The following is a 20,091-nucleotide window of genomic DNA, read 5'->3' as shown; positions in this document are numbered from 1 at the left end:
TCGAAATCAGGACGAGCCCGCTTCGATCACGGCTCGCACGCACTTCGCGACCACGGCCGGATCCACCTTCACCACGCGACGGTCGTAGGTGAGCAGGCCGTTGACCTCGTTTTCGACATCCGTCGTCTGGGTGTAGACGGCCCCGGACAAGCCGCGTTCCGCCACCACTCGCTCGAGGGCGGCGCTCACCTCGGCGTAGCGCTCGGTCAGCCGTTCCCGCGTCGGCGTCATCTCGTACGCGTTCGGCGGGCCGGGCCAGCAGTGGTCGTCCAGAACCAGACCAAGGCCGCCGTACTCGCCGTCGACGATCGCGCGGCCGTCGCGCACCGACGGCGAACCCGGGCCCACGTACGTGTGATCGTCGTAGACGTCGCCCGCGCCGCTGTCCGGCCGCGAAAAACAGCAGTTGACACCGCTGTTCGCGATCACCAGCCGCGTCGGGTCGAGGGTTTTGACCGATTCCGTGACACGGGCCGTGTCGAACTCGCCCCAGCCCTCGTTGAACGGGACCCAGCCGACGATCGACGGGACGGCTTGCAGCTGCGTCACCATCTCGGCCAGCTCCGCTTCGAACCGCTCGCGCGCCCGCGGGATCGGGTCCGGCGCGATCCCCGGCGGGCCGTCGAACGAAACGGTCAGCGACGGCATGTCCTGCCAGACGAGCAAGCCCAGCGTGTCGGCCCAGTAGTACCAGCGGGCCGGCTCGACCTTGACGTGTTTGCGGACGAAGTTGAAGCCCAGCTCCTTCGTCTTCTCGAGGTCGAACCGCAGGGCGTCGTCGGTGGGCGCGGTGGAGATGCCATCCGGCCAGTAGCCCTGGTCGAGCGGTCCGTGCAGAAAAGTGACCCGGCCGTTGAGCGCGATCCGCGGGCGGCCCTGCGCGTCCTGGACCAGGCCGATCGTCCGGAGACCGGCGTAGCTGCCGATCTCGTCCGAAACCGAACCATGCTCGTCGAGCAGCTGGACGCGCAGCGAGTAGAGGTGCGGGTCGTCGGGCGTCCAGAGGTGCGGCGAAGGAACGTCCACGCGCACCGACGTCCCGGCCGCACCCGAGGCCCTCGCCACCTCGGCGCCGTTTGCCGAAAGAACGACAACGACCTCAGTGCCGCCGGTGACCTGCGGGAACACCGTCACTCCGGTCAAGTCCGGAGTCAGGTCCAGGCGCTCGATCCTGGTCTCGGGGACCGGCTCCAGCCACACCGTTTGCCAGATTCCGGACGACGGGGTGTAGCAGATCCCGCCGGGCGCGTTGCGCTGCTTGCCGACCGGGAAGGGCTCGATGTCGGTGCGGTCCTCGGCGCGGACGGTCAGCTCCTGCGGTCCCGAGGCACGCAGGACGTCGGTGATGTCCGCACTGAACGCCGTGTACCCGCCTTCGTGGGTCGCGACGAGCTGGTTGTTGACCCAGACCTTCGCCGTCTGGTCGACCGCGCCGAAGTGCAGGAGGACCCGTGAGCCGCGCCAGTCGGCGGGGACTTCGAAAAGACGCCGGTACCAGAGGACTTCGTCGCGTCGTCGAATTCCGGACAACGCCGATTCCGGCGGGAACGGGACCAGGATGCGCTCGGCGTACCCGGACGGCCGTGGTTCATCCGGCGACGACGGCCAGCCCGCGTACTCCCAGACGCCGTTGAGGTTCAGCCAGCGAGGCCGCGTCAGCTGGGGCCGCGGGTACTCGGGAAGGGCGTTGTCCGGAGCGACGTCGGCGCTCCACGGTGTCGGCAGGGGCGGGTCGAGCCGGCGCCAGCCGGGGTCCTTGTCGGGAGTCATCCCGGTCGATGGTGGCAGAGATCGACACACTGGCCAGTGATCGAGATCACATGTGAACACTTCGCCAGCACGGGCGCGTCGAGGCCTACTGACTCGCGAGTAACCTCTGCGCATGCGAGTGCTGATGCTGTCCTGGGAGTACCCGCCCGTGGCCATCGGGGGCCTGGCCCGGCACGTCCACGCGCTCGCTACCCACCTCGCCCGCCAAGGCCACGAGGTCGTCGTGCTCTGCCGGCACGCCGCGGGCACCGACGCCGGGACGCACCCGCGCACCGATCGCGTCGTCGAGGGCGTGCGGGTCATCCGGGTCGCCGAAGACCCGATGCACGTGACGTTCGAACGGGACCTCGTCGCCTGGACGCTGGCCATGGGACACGCCATGATCCGCGCCGCGCAGGACCTGCTGCGCACCTGGCAGCCCGACGTCGTCCACGCGCACGACTGGCTGGTCGCCCACCCGGCCATCGCGATCGCCGAGGCGGCGCGGGTGCCGCTGGTCGGCACGATCCACGCGACCGAGGCGGGGCGGCACTCCGGCTGGCTGTCGCACCCGCTGAACCAGCAGGTCCACTCGGTCGAATGGTGGCTCGCGAACCGCGCCGACGCGCTGATCACCTGCTCGCAGGCGATGCGTCGCGAGGTCGCGTACCTCTTCGAGGTCGAGGCGGCCGACGTCACGGTGATCCACAACGGCATCGAGGAACGCGGCTGGCAGGTGCCCGCGGACGAGATCGCGCGCGCCCGCGAGGTCTACAGCCCGGCCGGGGCGCCGCTGTTGCTCTATTTCGGACGACTCGAGTGGGAGAAGGGCGTGCAGGACCTCCTGGCCGCCCTTCCCCGCATCCGGCGCCGCCACCCGGGCACCCGCGTGGTCGTGGCCGGAAAAGGACGACACTTCGACGAGCTGGTCGAGCAGTCGCGGAAGCTGCGGGTGCGGCGTGCGGTCGACTTCGTCGGGCACCTCTCCGACCGCGATCTCCGCGCGGCGCTGGCCGCGGCGGACGCCGTCGTGCTGCCGAGCCGGTACGAGCCGTTCGGCATCGTCGCGCTGGAGGCCGCGGCCGCGAAGGCACCGCTGGTGGCATCGACGGCCGGCGGGCTCGGCGAAGTCGTCGTCCACGGGGAGACCGGGCTGGCGTTCAGCCCCGGAGACGTCGCCGCGCTGGCCGCCGCGGTGACAACGGTGCTCTCCGACGCCGAGGCCGCGGCCGAGCGGGCCCGGGCCGCGCAGTCCCGCCTGGCCGCGGACTTCGACTGGCGCCGGATCGCCGAAGCGACCGCCGACGTCTATCGGCGAGCGAAGCCGGGTGAACCGGTCGAACTGCCCCGGCCCAAGATCGCGACCGGCAACGCCTTCGAACCGGTGCCGGCCGAGATCCCGGAAGTCTAGGTAGCCGCCCGCTCAGAACCGGCAGGGCCGGACGCAGGCCGGACCGGCCGAAACGGTCGTGGTCGTGATTCCGTCCACGGCGAACGCGAGCGAAAACAGGACGATGAGGGTGGCGGCGGCAGCTCTGAACCTGCTGGTCATGGGGACTCCTCGGGAAACGGTGGCGCGATCGGCGCCTCGCAGCGAGCATCCGCGCCGCCTCCCGGGGAAACAATAAGCGGAACAGCACGGGCTGGTACGTATTCGCCTTCCGTGATCGGTTCGTCCGGTTCACCGGGTTCCGGTCAGCAGCCGGACCCGGACACGTTCCCCCAGCGGGCCGCGCGGGGCGACCGCCGCCCGGATGCGTTCGGTGAACGCCGGCCTCGCGGCCAGGACGGGCAGCTATGGCCGAAAAAACGCCACGGGCCAATTTGTCGGCGTTCAGCGGCGCTGAGTACTCGACGACCGTCGAGCTCACGGCGTACCCAGCGGCCTCGATGGCCCCGCCTCACCGACGAGCGGCCCCGTTCCGTTCGGGGGCGGACTCGAGCGTCACAGTCGGATCTCGAGCGACAACCCGCTGGCCTGCACAAACGCCCTTACGACACGAACCGAACTCCGCGAGGTCACCATGAAGATCCTCTCCCTCACCACGGCCGGCCTGCTCGTACTCACCCCCGCGGCCGCCGCGCAGACCACCACACCGCCACCGCTGCCCACCTGGCTGAACCTGTCCGTCTACAGTGGACATCCCGGCGAGAAGGTGTCCCTCACTGTCGCCTGCGAAGGCGAAGCGAGCCCGGTCAGGACCAAGGCCCTGCGCATCACCGCGCCGTTGGACCGCAACGCCGAGGGACACCAGCCGTGGGCACTTTTCGGCGAAAGCGTCGTCGCCGCCGTCGCGCCCGGCACGTATCCGGTCTCCGTCCACTGCGCCGGGAAGCCCCTGACCGTGCACTTCACGGTGCTGGCGGCGAAGCCCCGGCCCGGCCAGGTGAAGGTCCTCCCCCACGGCGCTCCCCGGACCGGGGACGGCTCGGCCTCCTAGAAGACCGGCAACAGGACGCCGTGCTCCGATTCCGGTCGCGGACCGAAGATGCGGCGGTCGGCTTCGGCGATCGGGACGTCGTTGATGCTCGCTTCGCGGCGGCGCATCAAGCCTTCGTCGCTGAACTCCCACAGCTCGTTGCCGTAACTGCGGAACCACTGCCCCTCGGCGGTCCGGGACTCGTACTGGAACCGGACGCCGATGCGGTTGCCGCGAAAACCCCACAGCTCCTTGCGCAGGGCGTAGTCCAGCTCGCGCGCCCATTTCTCGGTGAGGAACTCGACGATCCGCGCGCGTCCGACGACGTGCCGGTCGCGATTGCGCCAGACCGAGTCCTCCGTGTACGCGAGCGAGACGCGCTCGGGGTCGCGGGTGTTCCACGCGTCTTCGGCGGCCTGGACCTTCTGGCGGGCGGTCTCTTCGTCGAAGGGCGGGAACGGCGGGCGCGGGGTCATGACGGCTCCTTCCGAACGAGGAGAACGTGCGTTCTCCACTACTCCCGCTAGACTAGAGAACGATCATTCTCAGCGCCAGGGGCAGGTGACATGGATTCCACGGAGGCGACCGACCGGCTGTTGGAGGCCGCCGAGGACCTCTTCTACGCCCACGGCGTGCAAGCGGTCGGGATGGACGCCGTCCGCGAACGCTCCGGCGTCTCGCTTAAGCGGCTCTACCAGTGCTTCCCGGCGAAGAGCGACCTCGTGGAGGCGTACCTGCTCCGCCGCGACGAACGCTGGCGCGGCTCGTTGCGCGATTTCGTCCACGCCCGCGGCGACGACCCCCTGGCGGTGTTCGCCTGGCTGAAGAACTGGTTCGCCGAGCCGGGCTTCCGCGGCTGCGCGTTCGTCAACTCCTTCGGCGAGTTCGGCGAGCCCACCCCCGGTATCGCCGCCGCGATCCGCAAGCACAAAGCCGAGGTCCGGGCCTACTTGCGCGGCCTCGTCGCGAACCCGAGCCTCGCCGACCAGCTGTTCGCGCTCATGGAGGGCGCGACCGTGCTCGCCGCGATCACCGGAGACGCGGGCGAAGCGGACACGGCCGGCGAAGCCGCGAAGGTCCTGCTGGCCGTTCAGGGGTAGAGCGTCAGCCCGGGATCGAGCACCACCTCCGCCAGCGGGCCGAGGCTCAGGGGCGGTGACGGCATGTCCGGCGCGTCACTCAGCTTCGCTTCCCGGGCGGTGTTCTGTGCCTCGACGATCACGCCGGCGCCGTCGGGCTTGGTGACGTTCACCCGGTTGACCGTCGGGCCGTCCTCGATGGTGAGGGTCACTTCGACGATCGTCTCGCCGTGCGGTCCGGCGGCGGGGTGCACTCGGTTTGCGGGGTGGCATTGCCGCCGGGCCGGGTGACGATGGCCCAGACGTTGCCCTTGTGCGTCTTTTCCGACGTCGAGGCCGCGGCCATGAAGTAGTCCTCGCCGCCGCTGCACGTGCTGTCCTTCGACACCAGCGCGGAAAAGACGTGGCAGAAGCCAGCGGCCCGTGCTGGGTGCCCTTCGGGTACTGCCCCAGCGGGTGGACGCCGAGCGTCGTACCCGGGGCGACCCGCTGCTTTACGGCGTCGGTGAGCACCGTCGTCAGCCGGTCGTCCGCGGGGCGAGCTTGCACGCGTCGGACGACGGGGCGGCGCGGCCGCTCCCGGTTGCACGAAGCTCGGCGCGGGATCACCCGGCGCGAGGACGAACACCGCGCCGGCAGCCACCGCCGCGACACCTGCGCCGGCGGCGGTCCACGGGTTCGCCATGCGGCGCACCCGCGCCCGGCGGCGTTCGCGGTCCAGCACCGCCTCGACGTCGACAGTGGACGGCGGGACGACGCCGATTGCCGCGTCGAACTGCTCCCTGCTCATTTTCCCTCCATCAGCTCTGGCTCGCGGCGACGAGCGCGCGCAGCGAGTCGAGCCCCCTCCCGCCGCCAGGCCCTGGCCTTCTCGTCCAGCCACGTCCGCACGAGGATCCGGCGGACGTAGGCGCCGAGGGTGCTGCACCTGCCGGGCCCGTGGCCAGTGCCGGTACAGCTTGCCGATCGTGATCGACACCAGGTCGTCGGCGAGGTGTGGGCGGGCGCGGGGGTTGCCTGGAGATCGAAATCCGCGCGACGCGGGCCGGCCGGTCCTGCGGACCCGGGACCCGCGGCAGCCGCTGATCCCGAAACGAAATGAACCGGTCCCGGGGGCGGGGAGCCGCCGCCACCGGGACCGGTCCGGACCCACACCATCCCAACAGTGTGGAATCCGGTCGCCCCTCGTCAGGTAGGGGCGACCGGATGCTCGAAGCACTCTTTACCGCTGAGAGCGCAACGAACAGAGCCCTGCTACCGGGCGTCTGTGAGGTACCGCGCGTAGGCACCCGTGGTGAGGAAGCTCGGCAGCTTCTCGCCCAGCGCGGTCTCGGTGAAGATCTCGTACGCGTCGTCGAGGCGGTTGCCCGTACCGAGTTCGGCGCGCACCGACGCGAATTCGTCGTCCAGGAATTCGACCGCCAGTTCGCGGGTCAGCGCCGTGCCGTCCTCGAGTTTCGTGCCGTTGCGGATCCACTGCCAGATCTGGCAGCGCGCGATCTCCGCGGTGGCCGCGTCCTCCATGAGGTTGTGGATCGCCGCCGCGCCGGTGCCGCGCAGCCACGCGTCGACGTAGCGCAGCGCGACGTTGATGTTCGCGCGCACGCCCGCCTCGGTGACCTCGCCGCCGGCGCTGGCCACGTCGAGCAGGTCCTCGGCGGTGACGTGGACGTCGTCGCGCAGCTTGCCGAGTTGGTTCGGCCAGCCGCCGAGCACGCCGTCGAAGACCTCGCGGCAGACCGGGACCAGGCCGGGGTGCGCGACCCACGAGCCGTCGAAACCGTCGCCGGCCTCGCGTTCCTTGTCCGCGCAGACCTTCTCGATCGCGGTCGCGTTGATCTCCGGGTCCTTGCTCGGGATGAACGCGGCCATGCCGCCGATGGCGTGCGCGCGCCGCTGGTGGCAGGTGCGCACGAGCAGTTCGGTGTAGGCCCGCATGAACGGCACGGTCATGGTCACCTGCGCGCGGTCCGGGAGGACGAAGTCGGCGCCGTGCGCGGCGAAATTCTTGATCATGCTGAAGATGTAGTCCCAGCGACCGGCGTTGAGGCCGGCCGCGTGCTCACGCAGCTCGTAGAGGATTTCGTCCATCTCGAACGCCGCGGTGATCGTCTCGATCAGCACGGTCGCGCGGATCGTGCCGCGCGGGATGCCCAGCTCGCGCTGCGCCAGCAGGAAGACGTCGTTCCACAGGCGTGCTTCGAGGTGGTTCTCCAGCTTCGGCAGGTAGAAGTACGGGCCGACGCCGCGGGCGAGCAGCTGGCGCGCGTTGTGGAAGAAGAACAGGCCGAAGTCGACCAGGCTCGCCGACACCGGACGGCCGTCGATGCGGATGTGCTTCTCCACCAGGTGCCAGCCACGCGGGCGCGCCACGATCGTCGCCGGGTCGTCGCCGATCGTGTAGCGCTTGCCGGCTTCCGTGGTGAAGTCGATGTTGCGGCGGATGGCGTCGTACAGGTTGATCTGGCCGTCGATGACGTTGTGCCACGTCGGCGACGTCGCGTCTTCGAAGTCCGCCAGCCAGACCTTGGCGCCGGAGTTCAGCGCGTTGACCGTCATCTTGCGGTCGGTCGGGCCGGTGATCTCGACGCGGCGGTCTTCCAGGCCCGGCGCGGTCGGGGCGACGTGCCACGACTCGTCGTCGCGGATCCGGCGGGTCTCGGGCAGGAAGCCGAGCGGCTTCTCCCCGGACTGCAGTTCTTCGCGCCGCACGCGGCGGGCGTCGAGCAGCTCGCGCCGGCGTCCGGCGAACGTGTTGTCCAGCTTGGCCAGGAAGTCGAGTGCCGCCGGGGTCAGGATCTCCGCGAACCGGCCCTCGACCGGTCCGGTGACCTCGATGCGGTAGTTCAGCCGATCAACCATGGGGTGCCTCCGCGAGCTGTGGGCAGGGAAGGAAAGAGGGAAGGTCGCGGCCTGACGACGATGGGGGTTTTCGTCGTCAGGCCGCGGCCGGGATCAGTGGAACTGGGCTTCTTCGGTGGAGCCCTTGAGCGCGGTGGTCGAGCTCTCCGGGTTCAGCGCCGTCGCGACGTTGTCGAAGTAACCGGTGCCGACCTCGCGCTGGTGCTTGGTCGCGGTGTAGCCGCGGCTCTCCGAAGCGAACTCGCGCTCCTGCAGGTCGACGTAGGCGGTCATGCCCTCGCGGGCGTAGCCGTGGGCCAGGTCGAACATCGAGTAGTTCAGCGCGTGGAAGCCGGCCAGCGTGATGAACTGGAACTTGTAGCCCATGTGGCCGAGCTCGCGCTGGAACTTCGCGATCGTCGCGTCGTCCAGGTGCTTCTTCCAGTTGAACGACGGCGAGCAGTTGTAGGCCAGCATCTGGTCCGGGAACTTCGCCTTGATCGCCTCGGCGTACTTGCGCGCCACCTCGAGGTCCGGCTCGGAGGTCTCCATCCAGAGCAGGTCGGCGTACTGGGCGTAGGCCAGGCCGCGCTCGATGCACGGCTCGATGCCGTTGCGAACCTCGTAGAAGCCCTCGGCGGTGCGGCCGCCGGTGAGGAACTGCTGGTCGCGCTCGTCGACGTCGCTGGTCAACAGCGTCGCGGCCTGCGCGTCGGTGCGGGCGACGACCAGGGTCGGCACGTTCAGCACGTCGGATGCGAGCCGCGCGGCGTTCAGCGTGCGCTCGTGCTGCTTGGTCGGGATCAGGACCTTGCCGCCGAGGTGACCACACTTCTTCTCGGAGGCGAGCTGGTCTTCCCAGTGCACACCCGCGGCGCCGGCGGCGATCATGCCCTTCATCAGCTCGAACGCGTTGAGCGGGCCACCGAAGCCGGCCTCGGCGTCGGCCACGATCGGCGCGAACCAGTCGATGTCGGTGTTGCCCTCGGCCCAGTTGATCTGGTCGGCGCGGCCCAGCGCGTTGTTGATGCGGCGGACCACGGCCGGCACCGAGTTGGCCGGGTAGAGGCTCTGGTCCGGGTAGGTCTGGCCGGACAGGTTGGCGTCGGCCGCGACCTGCCAGCCGGACAGGTAGATCGCCTGCAGGCCCGCGCGGACCTGCTGGACGGCCTGGTTGCCGGTGAGCGCGCCGAGCGCGTGAATGTAGTCCTCGGTGTGCAGCAGGTCCCACAGCTTCTCCGCGCCGCGGCGGGCCAGGGTGTGCTCCTCGACGACGCTGCCGCGCAGCTTGATCACGTCTTCGGCCGAGTAGGAGCGCTGCACGCCCGCCCAGCGGGGGTCGTTCGCCCACTGCGCCGCCAGCTCCGCGGCCGCCTGCTTGGCCTGTTCCGTCATCGAATCTCCCGGTGTTGCGAAGTTTGCGATTGCTCGCCTTGCTTGGCCTGACCCTGACACGCCAGCGAAAACGAGGTCCAGGTGTCCAATTTGCCAATTTGTGCGAAGGGTCCGTACGCTCTTTGCAAAGGTTGCGAATCAGCCGATTCGCAACTGATCGAAAATCCGCGTTCTTGACCGTTCACGTAACCGTTCAGGACCGGAAACCTTCCGGGAAGGAGGGCACGAATGGAGAAGACTTTCGCCGGCGCGCGGTTGCGGCACCTCCGCGAAAGCCGCTCGATGAGCCAGGCCGACCTCGCTCGTGTGCTGGAGATCTCACCCAGCTACCTCAACCAGATCGAGCACAACTCGCGTCCGCTGACCGTGCCCGTGCTGCTGCGGATCACGCAGGCGTTCGGCGTCGACACCGAGTTCTTCGCCAACAACGACACGTCCCGGCTGGTCGCCGACGTCAAGGAAGCCCTGCTCGACGAAGCCCTCGGCATCGACGTCACCACCGGTGAGCTCAACGAGCTGGCCACGAACCTGCCGGCGATCGCGCAGGCGCTGGTCAAGCTGCACCGCAGTTACCGCAACGCCGTCGAGAACACCGCCGCGCTGACCACGGAAAACGGCCTGGGCCTGCACGGCAGCGCCGCCGGGGCGCTGCCGCACGAGGAGGTGCGCGACTTCTTCTACGAGCGAGAGAACTATGTCGCGGAACTGGACGAACGCGCCGAGAAGATGGCGGCGGACATCCCGCTGCAGCGCGGGCAGGTGCTGAGCGCGCTGAAGGAACGCCTTTCCCAGCGCTACGGCGTCGAGGTGACCAGCGAGGGCATCGACGAGGCCACCGGCCAGCAGCACCGCTACGAGCCGGTGACGCGGGTGCTGCGGCTGGCACCGAGCCTGCGGGTCGGGCAGCAGGCGTTCCGGATGGCTTCGCAGATCGCGCTGCTCGAGTACGACGACCTCATCACCGAGCTCGCGGACTCGTGGGCGTTCTCCGGGCCGGCCGCCCGGTCGCTCGCCCGCGTCGGCCTGGCGAACTACTTCGCCGGGGCGCTTATCCTCCCCTACGGGCCGTTCCTGGCCGCGGCCGAGCGGTTCCGGTACGACATCGAGCGGCTGTGCGACCACTACGGCGTCGGCTTCGAGACCGTCTGCCACCGGCTGTCCACGCTGCAACGGCCGAAGCAGCGCGGCGTGCCGTTCTCGTTCGTGCGGGTGGACCGGGCCGGGAACATGTCGAAGCGGCAGTCGGCGGCCGGGTTCCACTTCTCCCGCGTCGGCGGGGCGTGTCCGCTGTGGAACATCTACGAGGCGTTCACCCAGCCGGGCAAGATCCTCACCCAGATCGCCACCCTGCCCGACGGCAAGAGCTACTTCTGGGTCGCGCGCACGGTGTCGCGCAACATCGGCGGCTACGGCAGCCCGGGCAAGACGTTCACGGTCGGGCTGGGCTGCGAACTGCGCCACGCCGGGCGCCTCGTCTATTCGACCGGCCTGGACCTGGACGAGCCGGCCGCCGCGACGCCCATCGGAATGGGCTGCAAAGTCTGCGAACGGCCGGCGTGCTCCCAGCGCGCGTTCCCGACGATCGGCAAGCAGCTCACCGTGGACGAGAACACCAGCACCTTCGTCCCCTACCCGGCGGTGCCCAAGGGCTGATCAGCCGATCACGTGCGGCGTCCACTTCGACTCGTCCGGGCCGAGCAGCGTGATCCGGCTCAGCAGCTCCTGCGAGGTGATGCCCGCGGCCTGGGGCTTGTCGATCGCGACGCACGCCCGCAGCCCGTTCTTCATCGTGCAGACGGGCTTGCCGGGGCCGTCCGCGTGGCCACCCGGCGGGGAGACCGTGATCGTCACGAGTGCGCCGTTCGACGAGTACTGGAGCACCGCCCGCCACGGGACGCCGTCCTGGTCGGGGCGACGCCACAGGCCGATGTCGGCGACGCGGAACGTCTCCGGCAGACCGGTGATGTGCAGCGGCAACGGCACCGCGCGGTTCGCGAACGTCACCTCCCCGGCGACGCGCAGCAGGACCTGCTGCAGATCGGGCAGGGTGAGGTAGTACGCGTTCAGCTCGGCCCACCGGCCGTCCGCGGTCGGCCAACGCAGGTAGCTGTTGCCCTGGTTCAGCGGGTCGCGGGCATCGGTCGTGACCCAGTAGCCGTCGCGGTCGCCGACCCGGACCGGGACGCGCACCGCCCGCCCGCCCATGTCGTGCTTGCGGTCCAACGGCGGTTCCCGGTCGTACACGGCGAGCCAGATCATCGGCGCCAGGTCGCCGCGGCCGATGGCCAGCGCGGAGTCGCCGTGGCCGCCGGCGCCGTACTCGACGCCCTTGATGGACTCCGGCAGCCAGCCGAAGCTCGCCTTCGCCACCAGCGGGTTGTCGGTGGGCGCCGGCGCGACGGGCGGTGGCTTGGGCAGGACGGCCGCCGGCGCGATCGGGGGCGGCGTGGGCCGCATCGCCGACACGGCCGTCAGCCCCCCGGCCGTCACCACCGCGGCACAGCCCACGACCAGCGCCGCGGTCCGCACACGACGACGGCGTCCCCCGAGCCGGCGCGCGCGGTCGAGGTCGATCCGGGGCGGCGGGGCAGGCGTCTCGGCCAGTTCCTTCAGCTTGGTGGCCAGCTCGTGGTCGATCATGCTCGTCCCTCCCGGATCGGTTCGCGCAGCAGCTCGCGAAGCGCGTCCACGGCCTTCGCGGTCTGGCTCTTGACGGTGCCTTCGGAACAGCCCAGCGCTCGCGCGGTCTCGGCGACCGGCAGATCGCCGAAGTAGCGCAGGACGACGGTCGCGCGCTGCCGGGCCGGCAGCCGTTCCAGCGCGGCCCGCAGGTCCAGCGCCTGTTCGACGTCCGTGCCCGGTGCCGGCGGGTCCTGGTCGTTTTGGCGCAAATCCACCCGCCGCCACCACGACGTCCGCTGTTCAGCCAGGAACGTGTTGACCAGCGTGCGGCGCGCGTAGCCGTCCAGGTTGTCGGCACGGGAGGCGCGCGGCCAGTTCGCGTAAAGCCGGGTGATCGCCGACTGGACCAGGTCGTCGGCCCGGTGCCAGTCGCCGCAGAGCAAGTACGCGACCTTGCGCAGCCAAGCCGCCCGCGTGGTCACGTACTCGGTGAATCCGGCGTTCATCGGCGCCCCCCATCTCGTTCGTCACCCCTTTGATGCGCCCGGAGGCCCGGCCGGTTGCCCGGGACGCGCGAGTCGTAGATTCACCGGGGTGCACGACATCGACACGGTGACCGCGGCGACCATCGAGAAGGCCGCCGAGCGGCTGGCCGGGGTGGTGACCCGGACGCCGCTCGAGCCGAGCGCCCGGTTGTCGTCCCGGGTGGACGCGCAGGTCTGGGTGAAGCGCGAGGACCTGCAGACCGTCCGGTCGTACAAGATCCGCGGCGCCTACAACTTCATCGTCCAGCTCGACGAGGACGTCCGCGCCCGGGGCGTCGTCTGCGCCAGCGCCGGCAACCACGCCCAGGGCGTCGCGTACGCGTGCCGGCGGCTCGGCGCCAACGGCCGCGTGTACGTCCCCGGGACCACGCCGCGGCAGAAGCGCGAGCGCATCGCGACGCTCGGCGGCGCGCACATCGAGGTCGTCGTTGTCGGAGAAACGTACGAAGACGCCTTCGCCGCGGCCAACGAGGACGCCCAGCGCACCGGCGCGACCCTGGTGCCCGCGTTCGACGACGTCCGCACCGTCGCCGGCCAAGGCACGGTCGCCCTCGAGGTGATCGAGCAGCTCGGCTTCGTGCCCGACGTCGTGGTCGTGCCCGTCGGCGGCGGCGGGCTGCTCGCCGGGGTCGGCAGCTGGCTGCGGGAGCGGCACCCGGACGTCCGGATCGTCGGTGTCGAGCCCGCGGGCGCGGCCTGCATGGCGGCGGCCCTCGAGGCCGGGCACCCGGTGCGGCTGCCGGAGCTCGACTCGTTCGTCGACGGCGCCGCCGTGCGCGAAGCCGGCGCGGTCACCTATCCCCTGATCCGCGAGAGCGGCGCCGAGCTGACCGCGGTCGCCGAGGGCGCGGTGTGCACCGAGATGCTCGCGATGTACCAGTCCGACGGGATCATCGCCGAACCCGCGGGCGCGCTCGCCGCGGCGTCGCTCGGCACGGTCGTCGGGGTCGAGCCCGGCCAGACCGTCGTCTGCCTGGTCTCCGGCGGCAACAACGACGTCAGCCGCTACAGCGAGATCCTCGAACGCTCGCTGATGCACGAAGGGCTGAAGCACTACTTCCTGGTCGGCTTCCCGCAGGAGCCCGGCGCGCTGCGGCGGTTCCTCGAGCAGGTGCTCGGGCCCGAGGACGACATCACCCGCTTCGAGTACGTCAAGCGCACCAACCGCGAGATGGGGCCGGCGCTGGTCGGCATCGAAATCGCCCGGTCAGCCGACCTGCCCGGGCTGCTGGCCCGGATGGACGCGAGCCCCCTGCAGGTGGAGCGGATCGAGCCGGGCAGCCCCCTGTTCCACTTCCTGCTCTGAGCGCGTGGTCCACTAGGCGGATGGTGAAGGTCGACGGTGTCCGCAGTGTCGAGGCGTTGCGCGAAAAAGTCCACGAGGGTGCGGAGCCCGAGTACCTGCTGTTCTACGGGCACACGCCCTCGAAGTCCGGGCGGGTGACGGCGAGCTGCCTGAGCCAGTGGTGGGTCGACCCCTTCGAAGCCGACGGCGTCGTCTACCCGACCGCCGAGCACTACATGATGGCCGGCAAGGCCGAGCTGTTCGGCGACCACGAGAAGGCCGAGCTGATCCGGACCACGCCCGACCCGAAGGCGGCGAAGGTGCTCGGCCGCGAGGTCGCCGGGTTCGACGCCGCCACCTGGGAGCGGCACCGGTTCGACATCGTCGTCGACGGCAACCTGGCCAAGTTCCGCGCCCACCGCGACCTGCGCCGGTTCCTGCTCGGGACCGGGGACGCGGTGCTCGTCGAGGCGTCCAAGAAGGACCTCGTCTGGGGCACCGGCCTCGCGCGCGAGGAGAAGTACGCGACCAAACCCGACTACTGGCGTGGGCTGAACCTGCTCGGCTTCGCGCTGATGGAGGTCCGCGAGCAGCTGCGGGCGCGTGTCTGACTCGAGGAGCCCCGCGCACGACGTCGGCTGACCGGTGTCGGGGTCAGCCGCCCGGACAGTCGTTGCCGCCGCCGCTGCGCTCGACGCAGTGCCGCGGTCCCGGCGGGGGCGGCGGCCGGTGCCGGAGGTCGTCCGCCCACTTCAAGGCCGCGACGACCGCGGCCAGCGTCAGGCAGATCCCGAAGAACCACGTCCACCCTCGCCGCCGCGTGGTCGCCGAAACGACCACGCCCACCAGCGGCAGGCAGGCGCCGAGCCAGGCCGCCCAGGTCAGGTAGCCGTCGCCCCCGTGCGTGCTCGTGCCGAACACCGGCATGTTCCCCAGCGCGCCCTGCAGCACCAGGAACGGGACGACGACCAGCCACCCCACCGCCACCAGCGCGAGCAAGGTGGACACGACGACCTCGCGGTACTCCCCCATGCGACCACCATCACCGAAAAACGACCACGCGGCCTGAGTAGTCCTACTGCTCGCCGAGGGTTTTTTGCAGGGCCTTGTTCGCCTTCCGGGCCATGTCCGCGACAGCCTCGCGACGCGCGGCGTCGGCCGCGTAGTCGTCCTTGCGGTTGCGGACCACTCGCGCCGGCGCGCCGACCGCGATCGAGTAGTCCGGAATGTCACCACGGACGACCGCGTGCGCGCCGAGCACGCTGCCGCGGCCGATGCGGGTGCCCTTCAGGACGCTGACCTTGGTGCCGAGCCAGGTGTCCGGGCCGATCCGGACCGGGGACTTCACGATGCCCTGGTCCTTGATCGGCACGTGGATGTCCGAAATGACGTGATCGAAGTCACAGATGTACACCCAGTCGGCGACCAGCGTGGCCGCGCCGAGCTCGATGTCGAGGTAGCAGTTGATCACGTTCTGGCGGCCGAACACGGACTTGTCGCCGATCCGCAGCGAGCCCTCGTGGCAGCGGATCGCGTTGCCGTCGCCGATGTGGACCCAGCGGCCGATCTCCAGCCGCCCGTAGCCGGGGCGGCAGTGGATCTCGACGTCCTTCCCGAGGAAGAGCATGCCCCGCAGGATGATGTGCGGATTGGCGAGCCGGAACTTGAGCAGCCGGTAGTACCGGACCAGGTACCAGGGCGTGTACGCGCGGTTGCGTAGCACCCAGCGCAGCGAGTCGGCGGTCAGGAACTTCGCCTGCCGCGGGTCCTGCCGGGCACGGCGCCAGGCCCGCACCCGCGACAGCGCGGGCGCACCCCACATCGACGTCATGCCCGTGACCGTAACCTGTGTGCGGGACGGGTTCGCAGGCAAGGGGAGCGGGATGGGCACGAAGCTGATCATCGACACCGACCCGGGCGTCGACGACGCGCTGGCGATCGCGCTGGCGGCGCTGTCGCCGGACGTCGACCTCCTCGGGGTGACGTCGGTTTTCGGCAACGTCCCGCTGGAGCGCACGACGTCGAACGCGCGGCGGCTGCTGGAGCTCGTCGGCCGCACCGACGTCCCCGTGGCCGCGGGGGCCGCGCGGCCGCTCGTCTACTCCAAGCCGCGTGACGCGAAAGAGGTCCACGGCGGCGACGGCCTGTCGGGCCACTCCTACACCCTGCCCGAGGCGACCCGTCCGCTGGAGGAACGGGACGCCGTCCGGCTGATGCTCGACCTGCTCGAGACGTCCGACGAACCGGTGACCATCGTCCCGATCGGGCCGTTGACGAACATCGCCGCGCTGCTCGCCGCCCACCCGGGCGCGGCGGCGAAGATCGCGCGGCTGGTGATCATGGGCGGCGGCGTGACGTTCGGCAACAGCACGACCGCCGCCGAATTCAACATCTGGAGCGACCCCGAGGCGGCCCGGCGGGTGCTGGTCGAGGAGGACGTTCCGGTGGTGCTGGTGCCGCTGGACCTCACGCACCGCTGCGCCGTCGACGGCGAGTGGCTGGCCAAGCTCGCGTCGTCGGGGCCCGTGGGCGCCGTCCTCGAAGGACTGACCTCGACCTACCGGCAGCACTACACGCGCGTGTTCGGCGAGGACCGGATGGTCATGCACGACGCCGTGGCGGTCGCCGAAGCGATCTCGCCCGGCATCCTGCACACCGAGACCTACCGGGTCGACGTCGACTGCGGCCTCGGCCCGGCGCGCGGCCAGACCCTGGTCGACCGGCGGCGGCTCGGCGAGGACGATCCGCAGTTCAGCCCCGGCCGCCCGATCGAGGTCGCGCTGGACACCGACCTCGACGGCCTGCGCGGCTTCGTCCTCGACCGGCTCACCGGAGCGGCCCGGTGAGCGAGGAGCCCGAGGTCGTCCCGACTGAACAGACTGAACAGACTGAACAGGCCGAGCAGCCCGAACCGCCCGCACCCCGCCGCCGGAAGCCCGTGGTCGTGATCGCGGCGGTCATCGTCGTCGCGGGCGCCCTGGTGGCCGGCATCCTGCTCGCGCCGAAGCAGCAGGAGACCACGAACGCCGCCGCGACGGGCACACCGGCGTCGTCGACGTCGCCGAAGCCTCCGAAGCCGCCGGCGACCACGCCCCCGCAGACCTCGACGCCGCCGAAGGTGCCCGAAGCGAGCGAGTTCGACGCCTGGGCGTCCAAGACCAGCCAGTGGCTCGATGTCCCGCTGCGCGCGATGGTCGGCTACGCGAAAGCGACGACCAAGCTGGGCAAGGACGTCCCCGGGTGCCACCTTTCGTGGGTCACGCTGGCCGCGGTCGGAAAAGTGACCACGGACCACGGCCGCGCGCGGGGCGGGCAGTTCGGCACCACCGGTGTCCTGGACAAGCCGCTCGGCGCGATCGAGGTGCGCGACTTCTACAACAAGGTCGTCTCGACGGCGAACGCCGCCGGGCCGATGCAGTTGTCCCCGGCGGTCTGGGGCAAGTACCAGGCCAGCGCGTCCGGCGGGAAGCCCGATGTCCAAAACATCGACGACGCCGCGCTGACCACGGGCCGCGCGCTGTGCGCCGACGGCCACGACCTGTCCCAGGGCCAGGTGTGGTGGGACTCGGTCGGCACGCTGCAGCCGGCGCCGCTGTTCCTGCACCGGACGCTGGCCACGGTCAACGTCTACGGCACGGTCGGCCAGGGCTCGGCGGCGCCGAACGCGGCGGTGCTGAGCGCGGTGAACTTCGCGATCGACAAGATCGGCCTCCCCTACATCTGGGGCGGTAACGGCACCGGCGGCAGCGACCCGGGCTTCGACTGCTCGGGCCTGACGACGGCGGCGTACGGCAGCGCGGGGGTCAAGCTGATGCGCACGGCCGACACGCAGTTCCGCAGCGTCCCGCACGTGACCGATCCGCAGCTGGGCGACCTGATCTTCTACGGCGAGCCGGCGACGAAGATCCACCACGTCGGCCTCTACATCGGCAACCAGCAGATGATCGACGCGCCGCAGACCGGACAGGCGGTCCAGGTCCATTCGTACCGCAGGGACGGCGACGACTACGCCGGAGCGGGCCGCCCCACGGCCTGAGCCCGGCCGTAGTCGCGCGGGCGACAAAAGGACTGGACGGGGTGCGGCCCGGGCTTGTAACTTGCCGGGAACCGTGACACCGCCCGAGGAGGTGAGCCCCATGAACGCAGGATCGACGTGGGTGCTCCCCCGCCAGTCACGGCCGGGCGATTGACGTAGGTGTCGCCGGGAGCGCCTCGACCCAAGGCACTCCCGAAAGGCACCACCATGGACTCTTCGCCATCCACTCCGGAACCGTCGCCGTTCGACGTGATCATCGTCGGCTGCGGGCCGACCGGCGCCACGCTGGCCGCCGAACTGCGGCTGCACGACGTGCGGGTCCTCGTCCTGGAACAGGACACCGAACCCGCGTCGTTCGTCCGCATCGTCGGGCTGCACATCCGCAGCCTCGAACTGATGGCCATGCGCGGGCTGCTGGACCGCCTCCTCGCCCACGGACGGCAGCGTCCCGCCGGCGGGTTCTTCGCCGCCATCCCCAAACCCGCGCCCCGGGACCTCGACTCCGCGCACGCCTACCTGCTGGGCATTCCGCAGCCGGTCATCGTTCGTCTCCTCGAAGACCACGCGGTCCACCTGAGCGCCGAGGTCCGGCACGGTGGCGCCGTGGCCGGTTTCGAGCAGGACGACGAGGGCGTGACCGTCGAGCTGGCCGGCGGCGAACGGCTGCGTGCGCGCTACCTCGTCGGCTGTGACGGCGGACGCAGCACGGTGCGCAAGCTGAGCGGTATCGGCTTCCCCGGCGAGCCTTCGCGGACCGAAACGCTGATGGGCGAAATGGCGGCGACTGCGCCGCCCACGGAGATCGCCGCCAAGGTGACCGAGGTCAGCGAGACCCACCGGCCGTTCTGGCTCCGGCCCTTCGGTGAAGGCGTCTACAGCGTCGTCGTCCCGGCCGCGGGCGTCGCCGATCGCGCGGCGCCACCCACCCTGGACGATTTCCGGCAACAGCTGCGGGCCATCGCCGGAACCGACTTCGGCGTGCACTCCCCGCGCTGGCTGTCGCGGTTCGGTGACGCGACCCGGCTGGCCGAGCGGTACCGGACCGGGCGGGTGCTGCTGGCCGGCGACGCGGCGCACATCCACCCACCCACCGGCGGCCAGGGGCTGAACCTGGGCATCCAGGACGCGTTCAACCTCGGCTGGAAACTGGCTGCCCGGATCCGCGGCTGGGCGCCGGAACCGCTGCTGGACACCTACCAGGCCGAACGTCGCCCGGTCGCCGAGGCCGTGCTGGACAACACCCGCGCCCAGATGGAACTCATGTCCCCGAAACCGGGACCGCAAGCCGTGCGGCGGCTGCTCACCGAACTGATGGACCTCGACGAGGTGAACCGCTACCTGATCGCGAAGATCGCCGCGATCGACATCCGCTACGACTTCGGTGCGGGCCCCGATCTCCTCGGCCGCCGCCTGCGCGACCTCGACGTCAAACAGGGCCGCCTCTACGACCGGCTGCACCGAGGCCGCGGCTTGCTTCTGGACCGCACCGAACGCCTGACCACCGGCGGCTGGTCGGACCGGGTCGACCACCTCGCGGACCCCACCGCGGACCTCGACGTCCCGGGCGTCCTGCTGCGCCCCGACGGTCACGTCGCCTGGATCGGCGATGACCAACGGGATCTGGACGACCACCTGGCCCGCTGGTTCGGCTCACCTCTCCGGTGAGGCCAGGTGGACGGCGTCGAGGCGGGCCGGCTCGTCCGGGGTGAGCCGGAGGGCTCCGGCCGCGACGTTGTCCTCCAAACGACCAGGAGTGCCGGTGGTGGGGATGACCAGCACGTGCGGTCCCCGCCGCAGAGCCCAGGCGAGCCGCACCTGCGGCGGGCTCGCCCCGTGCGCCCGGGCGGTGGCGAGCACCTCGTCGTGCTCGTCGCCGCCCGCTCCGGCCTCGTGCAACCCGGCCAGCACGCCGAAGTGCTCGCTGGTCGAGGCCGGCCCCTGGACGCGCAGGTTCACCAGGTCCAGGTGGTCGCGGCCGAGGTCGCGATCGCGCGGGACGGCGTCGGCGGCGAACGCCTGGTCGTTTTGCGGCAACCGCATCGCGCCGAAGCCGATGCGGTTGACCGAGCGGTCGCCGAGCGTCCAGTTGCCGGGTGGGTCCGTGATCATCGGCGGATGA

Annotated in this window: 21 protein-coding genes; 9 read left to right on the top strand and 12 right to left on the bottom strand. The window is 70.7% G+C overall.

Annotated features, from left to right (window positions below):
• Positions 1 to 6: 6 nt before the first annotated feature.
• A complete protein-coding gene (locus AB0F52_RS12610) occupies positions 7 to 1,770 on the bottom strand; it encodes a sugar-binding domain-containing protein (protein ID WP_360168678.1) in 1,764 nt (587 codons plus the stop codon).
• A 112-nt stretch (positions 1,771 to 1,882) separates the two neighbouring features.
• On the opposite strand from AB0F52_RS12610, the gene AB0F52_RS12605 reads away from it, so the two are divergent.
• A complete protein-coding gene (locus AB0F52_RS12605; protein WP_360168675.1) occupies positions 1,883 to 3,160 on the top strand; it encodes a glycosyltransferase family 4 protein in 1,278 nt (425 codons plus the stop codon).
• Positions 3,161 to 3,172: 12 nt separating this feature from the next.
• Here AB0F52_RS12605 and AB0F52_RS12600 read toward each other — a convergent pair whose 3' ends face one another.
• Positions 3,173 to 3,301 carry a hypothetical protein gene (locus AB0F52_RS12600; RefSeq protein ID WP_360168672.1) on the bottom strand — a complete coding sequence of 43 codons (129 nt, stop codon included), beginning with the start codon at positions 3,299 to 3,301 and terminating at the stop codon, positions 3,173 to 3,175.
• A gap of 472 nt (positions 3,302 to 3,773) precedes the next feature.
• On the opposite strand from AB0F52_RS12600, the gene AB0F52_RS12595 reads away from it, so the two are divergent.
• Complete coding sequence (locus AB0F52_RS12595) at positions 3,774 to 4,190, top strand: hypothetical protein (RefSeq protein WP_360168669.1); 417 nt, start codon at positions 3,774 to 3,776, stop codon at positions 4,188 to 4,190.
• Here the strand turns inward: AB0F52_RS12595 and AB0F52_RS12590 are convergent.
• A complete protein-coding gene (locus AB0F52_RS12590) occupies positions 4,187 to 4,645 on the bottom strand; it encodes a nuclear transport factor 2 family protein (RefSeq protein ID WP_360168666.1) in 459 nt (152 codons plus the stop codon). The two genes, AB0F52_RS12595 and AB0F52_RS12590, sit on opposite strands and share 4 nt — an antisense overlap.
• Before the next feature lie 90 nt (positions 4,646 to 4,735).
• Here AB0F52_RS12590 and AB0F52_RS12585 point away from each other — a divergent pair, with 90 nt between their 5' ends.
• The gene (locus tag AB0F52_RS12585) at positions 4,736 to 5,269 is read left to right on the top strand and encodes a helix-turn-helix domain-containing protein (protein ID WP_360168663.1); all 534 of its coding nucleotides are present in this window, start codon (positions 4,736 to 4,738) and stop codon (positions 5,267 to 5,269) included.
• On the opposite strand, the gene AB0F52_RS12580 is transcribed toward AB0F52_RS12585, so the two are convergent.
• From AB0F52_RS12580 to aceA, 4 genes are all read right to left on the bottom strand, one after another.
• The gene (locus AB0F52_RS12580) at positions 5,260 to 5,460 is read right to left on the bottom strand and encodes a hypothetical protein (RefSeq protein ID WP_360168660.1); all 201 of its coding nucleotides are present in this window, start codon (positions 5,458 to 5,460) and stop codon (positions 5,260 to 5,262) included. The two genes, AB0F52_RS12585 and AB0F52_RS12580, sit on opposite strands and share 10 nt — an antisense overlap.
• Positions 5,457 to 6,038: a hypothetical protein gene (locus AB0F52_RS12575; RefSeq protein ID WP_360168657.1), complete on the bottom strand. Its 582-nt coding sequence runs from the start codon at positions 6,036 to 6,038 to the stop codon at positions 5,457 to 5,459. Before AB0F52_RS12575 ends, AB0F52_RS12580 begins: the two co-directional genes overlap by 4 nt.
• A gap of 464 nt (positions 6,039 to 6,502) precedes the next feature.
• Positions 6,503 to 8,110 carry a malate synthase A gene (gene aceB, locus AB0F52_RS12570; RefSeq protein ID WP_360168654.1) on the bottom strand — a complete coding sequence of 536 codons (1,608 nt, stop codon included), beginning with the start codon at positions 8,108 to 8,110 and terminating at the stop codon, positions 6,503 to 6,505.
• A gap of 93 nt (positions 8,111 to 8,203) precedes the next feature.
• Complete coding sequence (aceA, locus tag AB0F52_RS12565) at positions 8,204 to 9,484, bottom strand: isocitrate lyase (RefSeq protein ID WP_103335385.1); 1,281 nt, start codon at positions 9,482 to 9,484, stop codon at positions 8,204 to 8,206.
• A 228-nt stretch (positions 9,485 to 9,712) separates the two neighbouring features.
• On the opposite strand from aceA, the gene AB0F52_RS12560 reads away from it, so the two are divergent.
• The gene (locus AB0F52_RS12560; RefSeq protein ID WP_360168651.1) at positions 9,713 to 11,137 is read left to right on the top strand and encodes a short-chain fatty acyl-CoA regulator family protein; all 1,425 of its coding nucleotides are present in this window, start codon (positions 9,713 to 9,715) and stop codon (positions 11,135 to 11,137) included.
• Here the strand turns inward: AB0F52_RS12560 and AB0F52_RS12555 are convergent, their stop codons facing one another.
• Positions 11,138 to 12,124 (bottom strand): hypothetical protein, encoded by a 987-nt coding sequence (locus AB0F52_RS12555; protein ID WP_360168648.1) that lies wholly within the window; start codon positions 12,122 to 12,124, stop codon positions 11,138 to 11,140.
• A complete protein-coding gene (locus AB0F52_RS12550; RefSeq protein WP_360168645.1) occupies positions 12,121 to 12,612 on the bottom strand; it encodes a SigE family RNA polymerase sigma factor in 492 nt (163 codons plus the stop codon). The genes AB0F52_RS12555 and AB0F52_RS12550 overlap by 4 nt, the downstream gene beginning before the upstream one ends.
• 88 nt (positions 12,613 to 12,700) lie before the next feature.
• Between AB0F52_RS12550 and ilvA the strand changes: the two genes are divergently transcribed.
• Positions 12,701 to 13,957 carry a threonine ammonia-lyase IlvA gene (ilvA, locus tag AB0F52_RS12545; protein ID WP_360168642.1) on the top strand — a complete coding sequence of 419 codons (1,257 nt, stop codon included), beginning with the start codon at positions 12,701 to 12,703 and terminating at the stop codon, positions 13,955 to 13,957.
• A gap of 20 nt (positions 13,958 to 13,977) precedes the next feature.
• Positions 13,978 to 14,547 carry an NADAR family protein gene (locus tag AB0F52_RS12540; protein ID WP_360168639.1) on the top strand — a complete coding sequence of 190 codons (570 nt, stop codon included), beginning with the start codon at positions 13,978 to 13,980 and terminating at the stop codon, positions 14,545 to 14,547.
• A gap of 43 nt (positions 14,548 to 14,590) precedes the next feature.
• Here AB0F52_RS12540 and AB0F52_RS12535 read toward each other — a convergent pair whose 3' ends face one another.
• Together AB0F52_RS12535 and AB0F52_RS12530 are read right to left on the bottom strand one after the other, a co-directional pair.
• Entirely contained in the window at positions 14,591 to 14,968 is a 378-nt protein-coding gene (locus tag AB0F52_RS12535; RefSeq protein ID WP_360168636.1) for a hypothetical protein, read from the bottom strand.
• Between the two features lie 43 nt (positions 14,969 to 15,011).
• Positions 15,012 to 15,767, bottom strand: a complete 756-nt coding sequence (locus tag AB0F52_RS12530) for an acyltransferase (protein WP_360168633.1) — start codon at positions 15,765 to 15,767, stop codon at positions 15,012 to 15,014.
• A 52-nt stretch (positions 15,768 to 15,819) separates the two neighbouring features.
• Between AB0F52_RS12530 and AB0F52_RS12525 the strand changes: the two genes are divergently transcribed.
• From AB0F52_RS12525 to rox, 3 genes are all read left to right on the top strand, one after another.
• Positions 15,820 to 16,782 carry a nucleoside hydrolase gene (locus AB0F52_RS12525; protein WP_360168630.1) on the top strand — a complete coding sequence of 321 codons (963 nt, stop codon included), beginning with the start codon at positions 15,820 to 15,822 and terminating at the stop codon, positions 16,780 to 16,782.
• Between the two features lie 92 nt (positions 16,783 to 16,874).
• Positions 16,875 to 17,972, top strand: a complete 1,098-nt coding sequence (locus AB0F52_RS12520; protein ID WP_360169567.1) for a C40 family peptidase — start codon at positions 16,875 to 16,877, stop codon at positions 17,970 to 17,972.
• Positions 17,973 to 18,179: 207 nt separating this feature from the next.
• Entirely contained in the window at positions 18,180 to 19,637 is a 1,458-nt protein-coding gene (gene rox, locus AB0F52_RS12515) for a rifampin monooxygenase (protein WP_360168627.1), read from the top strand.
• On the opposite strand, the gene AB0F52_RS12510 is transcribed toward rox, so the two are convergent.
• Positions 19,623 to 20,081: an aldo/keto reductase gene (locus AB0F52_RS12510; RefSeq protein WP_360168624.1), complete on the bottom strand. Its 459-nt coding sequence runs from the start codon at positions 20,079 to 20,081 to the stop codon at positions 19,623 to 19,625. The two genes, rox and AB0F52_RS12510, sit on opposite strands and share 15 nt — an antisense overlap.
• Between the last annotated feature and the right edge of the window lie 10 nt (positions 20,082 to 20,091).

It is taken from the genome of Amycolatopsis sp. NPDC024027 (assembly GCF_040638975.1).
Lineage (GTDB): Bacteria > Actinomycetota > Actinomycetes > Mycobacteriales > Pseudonocardiaceae > Amycolatopsis.
The sequence above is the reverse complement of the archived record's forward strand: the minus strand, read 5'-3'. Positions and strand labels throughout refer to the sequence as shown.

Bases quoted from the DNA above. Each gene is read 5' to 3' on its own strand.
- AB0F52_RS12535 (WP_360168636.1), bottom strand. From the start codon at position 14,968: ATGGGGGAGTACCGCGAGGTCGTCGTGTCCACCTTGCTCGCGCTGGTG.
- AB0F52_RS12540 (WP_360168639.1), top strand. From the start codon at position 13,978: ATGGTGAAGGTCGACGGTGTCCGCAGTGTCGAGGCGTTGCGCGAAAAA.
- aceB (WP_360168654.1), bottom strand. From the start codon at position 8,110: ATGGTTGATCGGCTGAACTACCGCATCGAGGTCACCGGACCGGTCGAG.
- AB0F52_RS12555 (WP_360168648.1), bottom strand. From the start codon at position 12,124: ATGATCGACCACGAGCTGGCCACCAAGCTGAAGGAACTGGCCGAGACG.
- AB0F52_RS12530 (WP_360168633.1), bottom strand. From the start codon at position 15,767: ATGACGTCGATGTGGGGTGCGCCCGCGCTGTCGCGGGTGCGGGCCTGG.
- AB0F52_RS12525 (WP_360168630.1), top strand. From the start codon at position 15,820: ATGGGCACGAAGCTGATCATCGACACCGACCCGGGCGTCGACGACGCG.
- AB0F52_RS12560 (WP_360168651.1), top strand. From the start codon at position 9,713: ATGGAGAAGACTTTCGCCGGCGCGCGGTTGCGGCACCTCCGCGAAAGC.
- AB0F52_RS12510 (WP_360168624.1), bottom strand. From the start codon at position 20,081: ATGATCACGGACCCACCCGGCAACTGGACGCTCGGCGACCGCTCGGTC.
- AB0F52_RS12605 (WP_360168675.1), top strand. From the start codon at position 1,883: ATGCGAGTGCTGATGCTGTCCTGGGAGTACCCGCCCGTGGCCATCGGG.
- AB0F52_RS12600 (WP_360168672.1), bottom strand. From the start codon at position 3,301: ATGACCAGCAGGTTCAGAGCTGCCGCCGCCACCCTCATCGTCCTGTTT.
- AB0F52_RS12550 (WP_360168645.1), bottom strand. From the start codon at position 12,612: ATGAACGCCGGATTCACCGAGTACGTGACCACGCGGGCGGCTTGGCTG.
- AB0F52_RS12595 (WP_360168669.1), top strand. From the start codon at position 3,774: ATGAAGATCCTCTCCCTCACCACGGCCGGCCTGCTCGTACTCACCCCC.
- rox (WP_360168627.1), top strand. From the start codon at position 18,180: ATGGACTCTTCGCCATCCACTCCGGAACCGTCGCCGTTCGACGTGATC.
- AB0F52_RS12585 (WP_360168663.1), top strand. From the start codon at position 4,736: ATGGATTCCACGGAGGCGACCGACCGGCTGTTGGAGGCCGCCGAGGAC.
- aceA (WP_103335385.1), bottom strand. From the start codon at position 9,484: ATGACGGAACAGGCCAAGCAGGCGGCCGCGGAGCTGGCGGCGCAGTGG.
- AB0F52_RS12575 (WP_360168657.1), bottom strand. From the start codon at position 6,038: ATGAGCAGGGAGCAGTTCGACGCGGCAATCGGCGTCGTCCCGCCGTCC.
- AB0F52_RS12590 (WP_360168666.1), bottom strand. From the start codon at position 4,645: ATGACCCCGCGCCCGCCGTTCCCGCCCTTCGACGAAGAGACCGCCCGC.
- AB0F52_RS12610 (WP_360168678.1), bottom strand. From the start codon at position 1,770: ATGACTCCCGACAAGGACCCCGGCTGGCGCCGGCTCGACCCGCCCCTG.